This window comes from Actinoplanes sp. HUAS TT8, assembly GCF_051380535.1.
Lineage (GTDB): Bacteria > Actinomycetota > Actinomycetes > Mycobacteriales > Micromonosporaceae > Actinoplanes.
The window spans coordinates 5,258,436-5,271,738 of record NZ_CP195646.1; the positions used below are offsets into that span (position 1 = coordinate 5,258,436).

At 70.5% G+C, this 13,303-nt stretch carries 17 protein-coding genes and 1 pseudogene; 15 read left to right on the forward strand and 3 right to left on the reverse strand.

The window, feature by feature from the left end:
- Positions 1-154 precede the first annotated feature (154 nt).
- The 11 genes and pseudogenes from ACSHV8_RS23515 to ACSHV8_RS23565 all read left to right on the forward strand — a co-directional run bounded on the left by ACSHV8_RS23515 (position 155) and on the right by ACSHV8_RS23565 (position 8,813).
- On the forward strand, positions 155-2,479 hold the full coding sequence (locus ACSHV8_RS23515) for a nitrate- and nitrite sensing domain-containing protein (protein WP_436535913.1): 2,325 nt from the start codon (positions 155-157) through the stop codon (positions 2,477-2,479).
- Entirely contained in the window at positions 2,476-2,901 is a 426-nt protein-coding gene (locus ACSHV8_RS23520) for a roadblock/LC7 domain-containing protein (protein ID WP_436535914.1), read from the forward strand. The genes ACSHV8_RS23515 and ACSHV8_RS23520 overlap by 4 nt, the downstream gene beginning before the upstream one ends.
- A 68-nt stretch (positions 2,902-2,969) precedes the next feature.
- A complete protein-coding gene (locus tag ACSHV8_RS23525) occupies positions 2,970-3,284 on the forward strand; it encodes a DUF742 domain-containing protein (RefSeq protein WP_436535915.1) in 315 nt (104 codons plus the stop codon).
- Between the two features lie 97 nt (positions 3,285-3,381).
- Positions 3,382-4,209: pseudogene (locus ACSHV8_RS23530) on the forward strand (endonuclease/exonuclease/phosphatase family protein); the annotation flags it as partial.
- A gap of 122 nt (positions 4,210-4,331) precedes the next feature.
- Positions 4,332-5,042 (forward strand): FG-GAP repeat domain-containing protein, encoded by a 711-nt coding sequence (locus ACSHV8_RS23535; protein WP_436536883.1) that lies wholly within the window; start codon positions 4,332-4,334, stop codon positions 5,040-5,042.
- A 345-nt stretch (positions 5,043-5,387) separates the two neighbouring features.
- On the forward strand, positions 5,388-5,834 hold the full coding sequence (locus tag ACSHV8_RS23540) for an Hsp20/alpha crystallin family protein (RefSeq protein WP_436535891.1): 447 nt from the start codon (positions 5,388-5,390) through the stop codon (positions 5,832-5,834).
- Positions 5,835-5,872: 38 nt separating this feature from the next.
- A complete protein-coding gene (locus ACSHV8_RS23545; RefSeq protein ID WP_436535916.1) occupies positions 5,873-6,151 on the forward strand; it encodes a hypothetical protein in 279 nt (92 codons plus the stop codon).
- A gap of 109 nt (positions 6,152-6,260) precedes the next feature.
- Positions 6,261-6,470: a membrane protein insertion efficiency factor YidD gene (gene yidD / locus ACSHV8_RS23550; protein ID WP_436535917.1), complete on the forward strand. Its 210-nt coding sequence runs from the start codon at positions 6,261-6,263 to the stop codon at positions 6,468-6,470.
- A 129-nt stretch (positions 6,471-6,599) separates the two neighbouring features.
- A complete protein-coding gene (locus ACSHV8_RS23555; protein WP_436535918.1) occupies positions 6,600-7,472 on the forward strand; it encodes a helix-turn-helix domain-containing protein in 873 nt (290 codons plus the stop codon).
- Positions 7,473-7,513: 41 nt separating this feature from the next.
- Complete coding sequence (locus tag ACSHV8_RS23560; protein WP_436535919.1) at positions 7,514-8,347, forward strand: SDR family NAD(P)-dependent oxidoreductase; 834 nt, start codon at positions 7,514-7,516, stop codon at positions 8,345-8,347.
- Positions 8,348-8,456: 109 nt separating this feature from the next.
- Positions 8,457-8,813 carry a hypothetical protein gene (locus ACSHV8_RS23565; RefSeq protein WP_436535920.1) on the forward strand — a complete coding sequence of 119 codons (357 nt, stop codon included), beginning with the start codon at positions 8,457-8,459 and terminating at the stop codon, positions 8,811-8,813.
- Positions 8,814-8,855: 42 nt separating this feature from the next.
- Here ACSHV8_RS23565 and ACSHV8_RS23570 read toward each other — a convergent pair whose 3' ends face one another.
- Positions 8,856-9,341, reverse strand: coding sequence for a RidA family protein (locus ACSHV8_RS23570; protein ID WP_436535921.1), 486 nt, complete (start codon positions 9,339-9,341; stop codon positions 8,856-8,858).
- A gap of 270 nt (positions 9,342-9,611) precedes the next feature.
- Between ACSHV8_RS23570 and ACSHV8_RS23575 the strand changes: the two genes are divergently transcribed.
- Entirely contained in the window at positions 9,612-10,343 is a 732-nt protein-coding gene (locus tag ACSHV8_RS23575) for a winged helix-turn-helix domain-containing protein (RefSeq protein ID WP_436535922.1), read from the forward strand.
- On the opposite strand, the gene ACSHV8_RS23580 is transcribed toward ACSHV8_RS23575, so the two are convergent.
- Positions 10,330-11,403 (reverse strand): phosphotransferase family protein, encoded by a 1,074-nt coding sequence (locus tag ACSHV8_RS23580; RefSeq protein ID WP_436535923.1) that lies wholly within the window; start codon positions 11,401-11,403, stop codon positions 10,330-10,332. The two genes, ACSHV8_RS23575 and ACSHV8_RS23580, sit on opposite strands and share 14 nt — an antisense overlap.
- A 56-nt stretch (positions 11,404-11,459) precedes the next feature.
- On the opposite strand from ACSHV8_RS23580, the gene ACSHV8_RS23585 reads away from it, so the two are divergent.
- Together ACSHV8_RS23585 and lspA are read left to right on the forward strand one after the other, a co-directional pair.
- Complete coding sequence (locus tag ACSHV8_RS23585; protein WP_436535924.1) at positions 11,460-11,642, forward strand: hypothetical protein; 183 nt, start codon at positions 11,460-11,462, stop codon at positions 11,640-11,642.
- A gap of 21 nt (positions 11,643-11,663) precedes the next feature.
- Positions 11,664-12,197: a signal peptidase II gene (gene lspA, locus ACSHV8_RS23590; RefSeq protein ID WP_436535925.1), complete on the forward strand. Its 534-nt coding sequence runs from the start codon at positions 11,664-11,666 to the stop codon at positions 12,195-12,197.
- Positions 12,198-12,218: 21 nt separating this feature from the next.
- Here the strand turns inward: lspA and ACSHV8_RS23595 are convergent, their stop codons facing one another.
- On the reverse strand, positions 12,219-12,506 hold the full coding sequence (locus tag ACSHV8_RS23595; RefSeq protein ID WP_436535926.1) for a hypothetical protein: 288 nt from the start codon (positions 12,504-12,506) through the stop codon (positions 12,219-12,221).
- 271 nt (positions 12,507-12,777) lie between these two features.
- Here ACSHV8_RS23595 and ACSHV8_RS23600 point away from each other — a divergent pair, with 271 nt between their 5' ends.
- Positions 12,778-13,296: a peptidase M23 gene (locus ACSHV8_RS23600; protein ID WP_436536885.1), complete on the forward strand. Its 519-nt coding sequence runs from the start codon at positions 12,778-12,780 to the stop codon at positions 13,294-13,296.
- Positions 13,297-13,303: the final 7 nt, after the last annotated feature.

Consider the following 13,303-nt stretch of genomic DNA (forward strand, 5'->3'; position numbering starts at 1 on the left):
GACCATGACCGCTGCGGCACAGATTCTGATGCGACGGTCAGCGCAGAGTGATCCTCTTCCGACCGTGTGGCATCACCCCTTCCCAGACACCTCCATGGGCGCCATAGATCCGAATGTGTGAACGAGCACAGATAGTCTCAGAGGAGCTGATCGCGTGCCCGCAAAGCACGAGACGGCCGTGCCGCCCCCGCGCCGCGCCGTCGCCGCGATCCGAACCCGCATCGCGCGGAACCGGGCGAACCGCCGCGCCGGCGGCACGATCCGGGGCCGTATCGCGCGAACCCTGGCCCTGCCCGTGGCGGTCATCCTCGCCCTGCTCGGCGTCATCGCGGCGGGCGAGAACGACAACTACCGCAGTGCCGCGCGGATCGACCGGGCCGTCACGCTCGACCTCGCCGCGCTCGACCTGGTGGACGCCCTGCAGACCGAGCGCGGTCTCGCGGCCGGCCTGCTCGGCGGCAACAAGGATTTCCGCGCCCAGCTCGCCGCCGCCCGCCAGGCGGTCGACGGCCGGCGCGCGACGGTCGAGGATCTGACCGGCCCCGGCGGCGAGGTCGAGGACCGGGTCGCGGCCGTGCTGTCCGACCTCGATGGTCTCACCGCGGTCCGCGCCACGATCGACACCGGCACCGGCAACCGGGCCGCCACGGCCGCGTTCTACACCGCCGTGATCGCTCGCCTGATCAACATCGAGTTCGGCCTGGACGCGGTCAACGACAGCGAACTGCGCCGTAACTACGCCACGCTCAGCATGTTCAGCGTGGCCAAGGAGTCGGCCGCACAGGAACGCATGCTGCTCTACGGCGTCTTCTCGGCCGGCCGGTTCGGTCCGGGGGAGTTCGTCCAGTTCGTCTCGGCCAAGTCGGCGCGCGACTCGGCGATCCTGGCCTTCAACCAGTACGGCAATCCGGCCGCCGTCCAGGCGCAGAACCAGGTGTTGAGCACCCCGGCCGGCAAGCAGGTCGTCGCCATGGAGAACGCCGCGCTGGCCGCCGCCGACGGCCGCCGGCTCAGGGTCAGCCCGGACGTCTATTGGACGGCGTCGGCCACCGTGCTCGGCATTCTGCTCCAGGCCGGTCAGGACATGGGCGGCATCGCCCAGGACAACGCCGGCAAGATCAAGGAGCAGGCGACCCTGCGGCTCGTCGTGCTGGTCGCGGTCATGGCGTTGTGCGTCGTCGGCGCGATCTGGCTGGCCGTCGCCGCGTCGCGCCGGCTGGCCCGGCCCCTCGCCGGGCTGGCCGAGCAGGCGGCCCGGATCGGCACCGAGTCGCTGCCCGAGGCGGTGAACCGCGCCGCGACCGGTGGCCGGGACACCCGCCCTCCCCCGGTCCGGGTGACCTCGGACGCCAGCGTCGAGGTGCGTCAGGTCGCCGAGGCGTTCGATCGTGTGCAGAACACCGCGTACGAGCTGGCCACCGCCCAGGCCCGGCTGCGCCTGGCCACCGCCGAGTCGCTCGCCGACCTGGGCCACCGCAACCAGGGCCTGCTGCGCCGTCAGCTCGGGTTCATCACCAAGCTGGAGAGTGAGGAGGCCAGCCCGACCGGCCTGGCCAACCTGTTCGAGCTCGACCACCTGGCCACCCGCATGCGCCGGTACGCCGAAAGCCTGCTCGTGCTGGTCGGCGCGGCCAGCCCGCGACAGTGGACCGAACCGCTGCCGATCTCGGACGTCATCCGGGCCGCGATCAGCGAGGTCGAGGAGTACCGCCGGGTGACGCTGCGGCGCGTCGACGACGTACTGGTCAACGGCTCGGTGGTGGGCGCGGTCGCGCACATGCTGGCCGAACTCATCGAGAACGGTCTCGTCTTCTCCCCGCCCGACGTGGACGTGGAGATCCACGGCCGGGCCGTCGGCGACGGCTATCTGATCGCGGTCATCGACTCGGGTGTCGGCATGAGCCCCGAGGACATGGACGTCGCGAATCAGCGGCTGCACGGCGAGGGCGACTTCATCACGGCGCCGACCCGCTTCCTCGGCCACTTCGTGGTGGGCCGCCTGGCCGCCGAGATCGGTGTCCGGGTACACCTCACGCCGTCGCCGGTCACCGGGGTGACGGCCCGGCTGGCGCTGCCGGCCGCGGTCATCGCCGAGCGCAAGCCGGTCGCCGTACCGGCCGATGTGGTTCCGGCCGCGTCATCGTGGCTTCCCGAGGCCGCGAGACCCCTGGTGAACGCCGCCCCGCTCCGCGCCGACACCATCGAGTACATGGTCGTGGCCGAGGACGACCCGAGGAGTGTGCCGACCTTCGCGCCGGTGCCCGGCGGATCCGAGCACACCCCCAACGGCCTGCGCCGGCGCCGGCCGCAGCGGACCGAGCGGGCCGACAACCCGAACCCGGCGCCGGCGCCGGGGCCGGACCGGCCCCGGCCGGGCCTGATCGCCGACTCACCGGAGGCGGTCCGCAACCGGCTCGCCGCGTTCCGCGAGGGCGTGCTGCGCGCCGGCGCGGACGGCAGTAACGAGGAGAAATCATGAGCACCGACACTTCGGCCGACCGCCACCAGTTCAACTGGATGCTCGGCAACTTCGTCCACCGCACCGACGGTGTCCGCGACGCCGTGGCGGTCTCCTCGGACGGCTTGCTGATCGCAAGCTCGGAGGGGCTGAGCCGGGCCGACGCGGACCAACTGGCCGCCATCGTGTCGAGCCTGGCCAGCCTGGCCCGCAGCGCCTCCCGGCGATACGACTTCGACGGCCTGAAGATCATCATGATCGAGATGCGGCGCGGATACCTGCTGGTGTCGCAGATCTCCGGCGGCAGCGTCCTCGGCGTGGTGGCCGGCAGCGAATGCGACCTGGGGCTGGTCGCCTACGACATCTCCGTGCTGGCCGAGCGCTTCGGCGCCCTGCTCACCCCGGCACTGATCGCCGAGGCCCGGCAGCACCTGGCACGATGACCGACGACAGGTGGCCGCGCCCGGGCCACCGTCCGCCTCCGCCTCGCTATGACAAGACCAAGGATCCTTTGGTACGTCCGTTCATGCTCACCGGTGGGCGAACCCGGCCGGCGCACGACGGGCTGCGCCTCGAGACGCCGCTGCGGGCGGCCCCGGCGGCCCTCTCGGCCCCGTTGCGGTTCGAGTACCACCGCGTGGTCGAGCTGTGCCGGCAGCCGCGTTCCCTGGCCGACCTGTCGGCGGCGCTCGTCGCCCCCGTCGGCGTCCTCCGCGTCATCGTCGGTGACCTGCTCACCGACGGCTACCTGCGGATCGAGCAACAGCCGGAGGTGTTCTCGACCGACCTGATCGAACGGATCCGGGACCGTATCCGCGCCCTCTGACCCGGTGGCACGGTCGGCCACCGGGACAGACAGTGAAGATCATTTTTGGAATGATGATCCGTCTCGATCCCGGAGGAGATAGATGATCAAGACTTGGATGGCGCGGATCTGCATCGTCCTGGCCTGTGCCGGCGCGCTGCTCACCCCGGCGGCACCCGGCCACGCCGACACCGTCACACCGGCCAACGCCCCGAGCGTACGAGTGCTGTCCTACAACGTCTGCGGTGCCTCCACCTGCCAGTACACCGGGACTCCAGCCACCTGGACGGCCACCGTCAAAGCCCAGGTAATCACCTGGGACGCCGATGTACTGATGCTTCAGGAACTCTGCATCGGGCAGTGGAGCAGCCTGCGCAGCGCCCTGGCGGCCAACGGCTACGTGGGCATCTGGACGTCCACGATGGCCGAGGCCGGCGGCTGCAAGAAGTGGGGCACCGATCTGCGGTTCGGGATGGGCACCTTCGTCCGGGCGTCGGAGGTCGACCGGTTCGTCGGCAACCTCACCGTTCCGACCGGGCAGGAGGGACGGGCGGTGCTGTGCGCGCGGGGCCCGGTGGACGGCCGTGTCACGCTGATCTGCAACACCCACCTGGCCCAGTACATCACCCCGGACAACGGCATGAGCCAGGTGCTGGGTTACGTCGACACGTGGGCGGCCGGGCTTCCGGTCATCCTCGGCGGTGACATGAACGAGCGACCGAACGCCACGCCGTTGCAGGTGGCGCGGGCCGGACTGCCCGGCACCGGCACGTTCGCCGAGGTCGACGAGACCGACCAGACCTGGTTCACCGCGGAGTGCCTGGCCGCCCAGGCGACCGAGTGCGCGACGGGCGAGCCGACCATCAGCGGCGACAGGAAGTTCGACCACATCCTGGTCAGCACCCGCGACTTCCACACGGTCAAGGCTACGGTCACCGAACCCGGCCTGTCCGACCACAAGATGCTGGTCGGCGCCGCCTATCCGGAGACTCGGGCGCCCAGCTCGGTGCCGGGTGACCTCACCGGGACGGACGCCCCGACCTGGTCGCCACCCACCAGGACGACACCCTGCGCCTCTACGGCGGGCTCGGCGCCGGGAAGCTGTCCACCTGGCGGTCGATCGGCAGCTCCGGCTGGGCCGACGCGGTGGTCGGACACCGCGGCGACTGGACCGGCGACGGCTGGGAGGACCTGGTGGTCATGCTCGGCGACCAGCTCTGGGTCTACCCGAACGACCACAACGGCGGGCTGGGAACCCGGATCGCGATGGGTGGACACCCGACCGGCTGGGACTACATCGACCACATCGCGGTCCCCGGCGACCTGAGCGGTGACGGCGTTCCCGACCTGATCGCGCAGAGCCCGTACTCCGGCCTGTGGTGGTTGTGGCTCGGCGACCCGCAGCAGCGTCCCGGCCTGCAGTCGAGCCCGACCCAGATCGGCGGCGCCGAGCTGGCCCAGGCCGACCTGCTGCCGGCCGGCGACGTCAACGGTGACGGCCGGACCGACCTGTGGGCCCGTGACCGCACGACCGGCGCGCTGACGCTGCGGCTCAACGCCGGCAACGGCACCCTGGCCGCGGCCACGCCGGTCTCCGGCGGAACCGCCGGCCCGCTGGCCGCCACCGGTGGCGACGTCACCGGCGACGGGCTCCCGGACCTGTGGACCGCCACGCCCGCCGGCGACCTGATCTTCCAGCGGGGCACGAGCACGACAGCACTGGGCACCGCGACCACGATCGGCACCGGCGGCTGGCCGACCGTCCGCTCACTGATCTGATGTGACCTGGCCGGCCCGGCCGCCACGGCCGGGCCGGTGTGCGGCGGGATTAAACGGCCGGTCAGAAAAGCAGGTTCAGGACGATCGTGCCGACGACCGAGAGCAGCACCGACAGGACCAGCATGACGAGACAGCCGGCCGGGCCGCCCAGGAAACGAACTTCGGTACTTCCGATACGCATGTGGCGCGGATACCCCGCGTGGCGGCGTCGATGCGTGACGATCTGGATCCGTCGCGGCGATGTCATCTTTTCGTTGACGTTCTGCTTGTCATCGGGGCGATGACGTGTTAGAAACAAGGTATCGCGCATTGACCCCGTAGTCGAGACCCCAGGAGGTGGGAACCATGTTGATGCGCAGCGAGCCCTTCACCGAGGTCAACCGGCTGGCCCAGCAACTGTTCGGAGCCACGAGCACCGGAACCTGGTCCCGACCGGCCACCATGCCGGTCGACGCGATCCGCAACGGCGACGAGTTCGTGATCGCCCTCGACCTGCCCGGCGTCGACGCCGACGCGATCGACATCGACGTGGAACGCAACGTGCTCACCGTGCGCGCCGAACGCCGCCCGATCGACCTGGGCGAGAACGCCACCGTGCAGCTGACCGAACGCCCCCTCGGCGTGTTCTCCCGCCAACTGTTCCTCGGCGACGCCCTGGACACCGAACACATCAACGCCGCCTACGACAACGGCGTCCTCGTCCTGCGCATCCCCATCGCCGAAAAAGCCAAGCCCCGCAAGGTCACCGTGGCCGCACACCGGCACGGCGAGCAGAAAGTGATCACGAGCTGACCCGTTCCGGGATTCGGACATGACAGGTGGTGACCAGCATGACCAGCACTTTCACGGCGCGGGTCAGGACCGCGCTGTCTCCGGAGTGGGATCACGGGTTCGACGAGGCGTTCACCGAACTCGTCACCGGTGACCCGGACCTGGTCCGAAACGAGTTCGACGCCCTCATCGGCGCGAACTTCAACGAGCCACCGCAACCTCCGGCGTCACCCGCACCTCCCACCGATCAGCCGGAACCACTCCCCCGGCAGGCGCAACCCGCCGAGATCGACCAGGCCCGCACCGAAACGGTCACCGAACGGCGAACCCGGCACTGACCTGGCGCCGCCGAAGGGGGCCGGACAGACATGTCCGGCCCCCTTCGTGGTCAGGACCATTTCACCGCGCCCTTGAGCTTGTTGACCACGTTGGCGACGCCCTGCGCGTGTGCGCCGGCACCGGTTCCCGGCTTGGTCGTTCATCGTCGGTCCGTGCGCCCATCGCTCTTCGCCGGCGTGTTGCCGTTTCACCCCGAGTTGCTCCGCGTACGCGGCCCAGGCGATCGAACGGCGCGGGCGGCCGGTGGTGCCCGCCGGAAGCGCCGACCGGCACGGTGACGGCCAAGGTGACGCAGGTGCACGGCAGCGGACGTGGTGAGGCGCTGGGCCGGCCGATCCCAGGCTGGTCCTCCCCGACGGCCAACGGCCACGGATCGGGTGTGCGGGGGCCCGGCAGTACCTCCCTGACCGCTGTACGCAACGGGTCGGCCGACCTAGCGTTGGGCGCGTGAACGACACCTCCGACGGCCGCCCGGCGCAGGCCGAGCTCGGCGAGTTCCTGCGCTCGCGACGAGCCCGGATCACGCCGGAGCAGGCCGGACTGCCCGACCGGGCCGGGGCCCGGCGGGTGCCGGGTCTGCGCCGCGAGGAGGTGGCCCGGCTGGCCGGGGTCAGTGTCGACTACTACATCCGGCTCGAACGGGGCCGGGCCGCCAACGTCTCCGAGGCGGTGCTGGCCGCGGTCGCCCGGGCGCTCTCGCTCAACGACCTGGAGCGCCGGCATCTGTTCACGCTGGCCGCACCCGGGCGATCGCGGCCCCGGCCGCTGCCGCGGCAGAAGGTCCGTCCCGGCCTGCGCCGGCTGCTCGACGCCCTCACCGACACGCCGGCCATCGTGCTGGGACACCGCACCGACGTGCTCGCCGTCAACGATCTCGGTCGTGCGCTGTTCGCCGATTTCGAGGCCAGGCCCCGTCGGGATCGCAACATGGCGCGCTTCATCTTTCTCGACGAGGCGGCCCGCGGTCTCTACGTCGACTGGGACGACGCGGCGCGGGGCATCGTGGCGACACTGCACCTGCACGCCGGGGCCTACCCCCACGATCCGCTGCTGGCCGAGCTGGTCGGCGAGCTCTCGGTACGCGACGACGACTTCCGCCGCTGGTGGGCCGACAATGACGTCTACCAGCGGACCCACGGCATCAAGCGGTATCACCATCCGCTCGTCGGCGACCTCGTCCTCGGTTACGAGGCGGTCATCCTGGCCGACGACCCCGAGCAGCTGCTCGGCCTCATCACCGCCGAGCGCGGATCTCCCTCGGACGACGCGCTGCGACTGCTGGCGACGCTGTCGGCCGGGTCGGACGCCGTACCCCATTGATCGGGTCCTTGAATTTCCGGTACGACATCTGGAGTAACACCATGCCCAAGACCATCATCATCACCGGCGCCAGCGACGGCATCGGCGCCGCCGGCGCGAGACAGCTGCACGCGGACGGTCACACCGTGGTCGTCGTCGGCCGCTCACCGCAGAAGACCCGGGCCGTCGCGGACGAGCTCGGCGCCCAGTCCTTCCTGGCCGACTTCACCCGGTTCGACGACGTCCGGCGTCTGGCCGGCGAGCTGCTGCAGGCCTGCCCCCGCATCGACGTCCTGGTGAACAACGCCGGTGGGGTCTTCGGCGATCGGGCGCGCACCGTCGACGGTTTCGAGAAGACGCTGCAGGTCAACCACCTGTCGCCGTTCCTTCTCACCAATCTGCTGCTGGAGCGGCTGGTGACCGGGCGGGCGTCGGTCATCCAGACCTCCAGCGTCGGGTCCAAGCTGTTCGGCCACATCGATCTCGACGATCTCAACAATGACCGGAAGTATTCGCCCAACAAGGCCTATGGAGACGCGAAGCTGATGAATATCCTGTTCAGCCGGGAACTGCACCGGAGGTTCCACGGCCAGGGGCTGTCCGCGGCAGCCTTCCACCCCGGGATGATCGCCACCAGCTTCGCCTCGGACACCACGAGCGCCATGCGTTTCGTCTACGGCAGCGGCCTTCGCCGTCTGTTCATGGCCGGACCGGAGAAGGGCGCCGAGCAGATGGTGTGGCTGGCCGGGACGGTGGCGGGAAAGGACTGGTCATCCGGCGAGTACTACGAGCGGGGCAAGCCCGCCAAGCGTCCGAACCCGCAGGCCGGGGACCCGGTCCTGGCCGCCGGACTGTGGGAGCGCAGCGCGGCGATGGTCCACCTGGCCACGGTCTGATCCGGGCCGGCCGCCGGGCCGGATCCGCGACGCGCGGCAGGCGATCTCCGGGGTGCGGGACGGGCAGACTACGCTGTGTCGTTGAATCATCCCGAAAGAGAAGTTGCAGATGATCAATGTGCAGGAATTCGCGCGCCGGCTCAGCAGTCTCGGGTCGGCGACAGTGACCAGCGAAGACGTCGAGGACGCGGCCGATGAGGCCGGGGTCCGGATCGATCCGGCCCGGGGCATCGACGCCGGTCAGGCCCAGCAGATGCTGGACCACCTCAAGCCGCCGGTGCCGGTGACCGGGGCCGAGATCGTGGCGGCGCAGTGGCCGCCGGTGGCCGCGCGGCCCGCGGCTCCGTCCGTGCTGTTCTCCAGCCCCGGCGCCGTGGACGGCCCGAGTGGGCCGGTGATGCGACCGCGGCGCTCCGGGCCGGGCCGTGGTAACGGGCGGCCGGACTCGCGGCGATCGGGCCGGTGAGCGCGGCGCCGCTGAGCCGTTCCGGCGTGAGTTGCTGATCGGTCACCGGCGCAGGTGGACCTGGCCTTCGATCTCGACCGGGAGGCCGAACGGCAGCTCGGCCTGGCCGACCGCGCTGCGGGCGTGCGCGCCGACCTGCGGGCCGAACACGTCGAGGATCAGGTCGGAGAAGCCGTTGATCACCTCGGGCAGGCGGTCGAAGCCGGGCGCCGCGTTGACCATGCCGAAGACGCGGCCCCAGGCGGCGATCCGGTCCAGGTCGCCCAGTTCGCGGGCCAGGCTCGCCAACATCGACAGGCCGGTCGACCGCGCGGCCTGGTAGGCCTGTTCCAGGGTGAGCTGGGCACCGACCTTGCCCCGCAGCGGGGACAGGGTGCCGTCGGCGTCCTGCGGCCCGTGCCCGGCGATGTAGGCGACGTCCCCGACCACGTGCACGGTGCGGAAGGGCAGGCGTACTCCGGCCGGCACGACCATCGGCGGCGGGAGGGTCAGGCCGAGCTCGGTGAGCCGGTCGGCGGTGGTGCTCATCGTGTCTCCTCTGCGGTTGGGCGGCGGCTCGATGCGGGGGCCACCACCTCGGCGACCGAACCTATCGCGGCCGGCACGGCCGGGGCGCGCGGCTCACGACGTACGGCGAAATGATCTTGATTTTGTGCCGCGTGAGCAGCAGTGCGTCTCGTGGGTCGACCGCGCGATATCCGGTGGAAACAGTTCGCGTTTAGCCTTGCGGACGAACGCAGCACCGAAAAGTCTGCGAGCCCGGACCGCCTTTCCGGAGTCCACGGGCGTCATGGAAGGGTGTCAATGAATCTTCTCCTGCTGACCGACAGCCAGGTTGATGTGCTGCCGGTTCTGGACCTGCTTCCGTACGCCGTTCAGGTCTCACCACGCGACAAATGGGCTCAGGCCATCAAGAATCCTCAGCTGGCCGCGGTTCTGGTCGACGCCACCGGGCAGTTGAACGAGGCCCGCGGCACCTGCCGGACGCTTCACGCGAACGGTCTGAACGCGCCGCTGATCGCGCTGGTGCGCGACGCCGGGCTGGCCGCGATCGGCGCCGACTGGTGCATCGACGACTTCCTGCTGACCACTGCCGGTCCGGCCGAGGTCGCCGCCCGGCTGACCATGGTCATGGATCGGCGCGGGATGGTGAGCACCGCGGCCGACGACATGATCCGGATCGGTGACCTGGCCATCGACACCCACAGCTACACCACCCGGCTGCGGGGCGAGGCCCTGGCGCTGACCTACAAGGAGTTCGAGCTGCTGAAGTTCCTCGCTCAGCAGCCGGGCCGGGTGTTCAGCCGGGATCAGCTGCTGCGCGAGGTCTGGGGTTACGACTACTTCGGCGGCACGCGCACGGTCGACGTGCACGTCCGGCGTCTGCGGGCCAAGCTCGGACCGCGCTGCGAGACGATGATCGGCACGGTGCGCCAGGTCGGCTACAAGTTCGTCGCGCCGAAGGCGGCCGACGAGGAGCTGCCGTCCTGGGATCACGAGCTGATCGCGTCGCTGGTCACCCAGTCGTAGCCCGGAAGGCCGGCGCGTACGGGAGTCGCACCTCACCCCACCGGTCGGTGAGCGCGTCCCGGAAATCGGCCGCCAGCCCGGCCAGTGCGGGCAGTTCGGTCGAGTCGGCCGCTCGTCCGAGACGGTGCAGGATCATCGCTCGCCTGGTCGGCATCGGCCGGGTCAGCGGTGATTCGTCGGCCAGGGCCCGGGGCAGCAGCCAGGACATCGACTCGACCGCCCAGCCGATCGCGGCGACCCGCACGTCGTCGCGGAAGGCGGCGGTGTCGACGTAGGGCAGCGCGCACGCCGACCGGTAGGCCTCGATCGCCTGGTCGGCGACGTCGTCCGGGAGACGCCAGGAGCACCAGCAGGACGGCCAGGGCACGGTCAGGTAGGCGACGTCCCAGGCGATGTGCCGCCACTGCGCGCCCTCGAAGTCGATCAGGGCCAGCGCATCGCCGGTGAACACGTTGTTGTCCGGGCAGGCGTCGGACGGGGTCAGCGCGGCCGGCCCGTCCTCGCCGAGTCGGGCGCCGATCCCGCGCAACTCGTCGAGGGCCTCGGGCGCGACGGTGACGCCGAGTTCCGGGCCCTGGCGGGCGATCGCCGCGCACGCCTCGTCCAGACTCGCCGCGAGCCTGGATTCGGACACCGGCCGGTCACCGGATCGGGCCGACAGCGCCTGCCGGAAGTCTTCGCGCAGCCCGGCGGTGTTGCCGTGCAGTGTTCCGACGGCCCGGGCCCAGGCCGTGACCGCGGTGACGGCCGCGGCCCTGTCCGGGCCCAGCAGCAGGTCGGCGACGCTGCGGCCGGAACCCAGGTCGGACATCACCACGGTCGGCGGTGTCACGCCTGTGGCGACCAGGTGTGGGGCCGGGACCTGCGGCGGGAGTAAGAACAGGGCCGCGCACTCCCGGACCCAGCCGTCTCCCGGGCCGGTGAACTCCTTGACGATCAGGGTGCGGTCGCCGGCCCGGATCCGCCGCACGTTCGACCGTGTGCTGCCGCCGAGCTGGTCCACGAACTCCACGTGCGAACCGGGGATCAAGGCCTGTACGCCGGCCAGCCAATCGTCCATCGGGACACCGTACAAAATCGGTCTTCGATCTCTTCTCCGAAGAGGCACCGGATCTGATGGTCGAGGACGGTTACGCGCTGCCCGACCTGTTCGACATGGAGTGGCTGACCGCCACCGCCGGCACCACGAGCCGGCCGCGCACCCCGCACGTGCAGACGTTCGCCGACAACCGGAGCCGCGACGTGGACGTGGCGGGCGAACATCAGTGCGCGTTCTGGACTACATTTCCGCACACCTGACCACGTTGCGGAGGAACGACGATGAGCAGAACCACGGCCGTGGCGGTGCTCGCCGCCACCTCGGTGGTCGCGGTGGCACTCGACCAGTGGACCAAGTGGCTCTCCACCGCGCACCTGACCGAGGGCCGGCCGGTGCGCATCCTGGGCGGGCTGGTCTACCTGTCGCTGCTGCGCAACGGTGGCGCCGCGTTCAGCCGAGGAAGCGCCCATACCTGGGTGTTCTCGCTGGTCACGCTGGTGGTGATCGGCTGGATCGGCTGGATGGCGACCCGGCTGCGCTCGTTGCCGTGGGCGCTCGCCCTGGGGCTGGTGCTGGGCGGCGCCCTCGGTAACCTGGGCGATCGGCTGTTCCGGGCTCCCGGCCCGTTCCAGGGTCACGTGGTCGACATGATCAGCGTGTTCGCGCCGTACGCGCAGAAGTTTCCGGTCTTCAACATCGCGGACAGTTGCCTCTGCGTCGGTGTGGCCCTGGCCGTGCTGCTGGAAGTGACCGGCCGGCCGCGCGACGGCCGCCCGGTCACGTCCCGCAGTGCCGTCGACGCTCCCCCGGCCTGAACTGCCGCCGGAAATCGTCGCTCACGTCAGTCCGGCGAGGAATCCGACGAGCATCGTGCCGCCGCACGGAATCACGAGCAGCCCGCCGAGCCATCCGGACAGGACACCGGTCGCCAGGCTCGGCGAACTCGATCGCACGATGAGCCCGAACGCCACGCAGATGACACCCAGCGCCAATTCGAGCACCGCCGTCAGGCAGCAGACCATGAACACCGAGTCGGGCTCGGCATAACGGGTGAAGGTGTAGACGGCGCAGAGCAAGGGACCGCCGGCGACGACGTGACCGGCCACGGCGAGAACCGTTCCCACCGCGAGCTGTCTCCGGTTCGCCGATCGTGTCACGGCGGTAAGAATGGTCGGCGATCCGGCCGGCCGGGCCGCCCTTCACGAAACATCCCGGCGCTTCACACAATCTCCACACGGGCCGATCGGGCTACCGGTGGTCAGCGCCGGTCGCGGCCGAATGGGCCGTCCGGATGTATGCCGGTCGATCAACGGCCGGTACTCTTCGCCGGGCAGCACGGCCCCCAGGCCCGACCACACCCCCGGAAGGCAACTCTCTACTTTGCGCGCCTTGTTCGTGATCGCCGTTGCGGTGCTGGCCGGTTTCCTCCTCAGTCCGATGCTGCGGGCCGACGCCGACGATGCCGGTTGCACGCCGGCCGCTGCGGTGGCACCGTCGGTGTCGGTTCAGGACAGGTGGAGTCCCGAGCAGCTGGCCAACGCCCGCCTGATCGTCACGATCGGCACCGAGCGGCAGATGCCCCGGCCGGCCCTGGTGATCGCGGTCGCCACCGCCATGCAGGAGTCGGGCCTGCGTAACCTGCGCGGCGGCGACCGGGACTCGATCGGCCTGTTCCAGCAGCGCCCCAGCCAGGGCTGGGGCACTCCGAAGCAGTTGTCCGACCCGGGCTATCAGACCCGCAAGTTCTACGACAAGCTGCTCACGATCCACGGCTGGCAGGACATGCGGCTCACCCAGGCCGCCCAGGCGGTGCAGATCTCCGCGTTCCCGGAGGCCTACGCCAAGCACACCGCGGCCGCGACCCGCCTGGTCGACACCTTGAGTCCGCAGCCCACCTGCGTCGTCAAGGCCTGACCGCCGG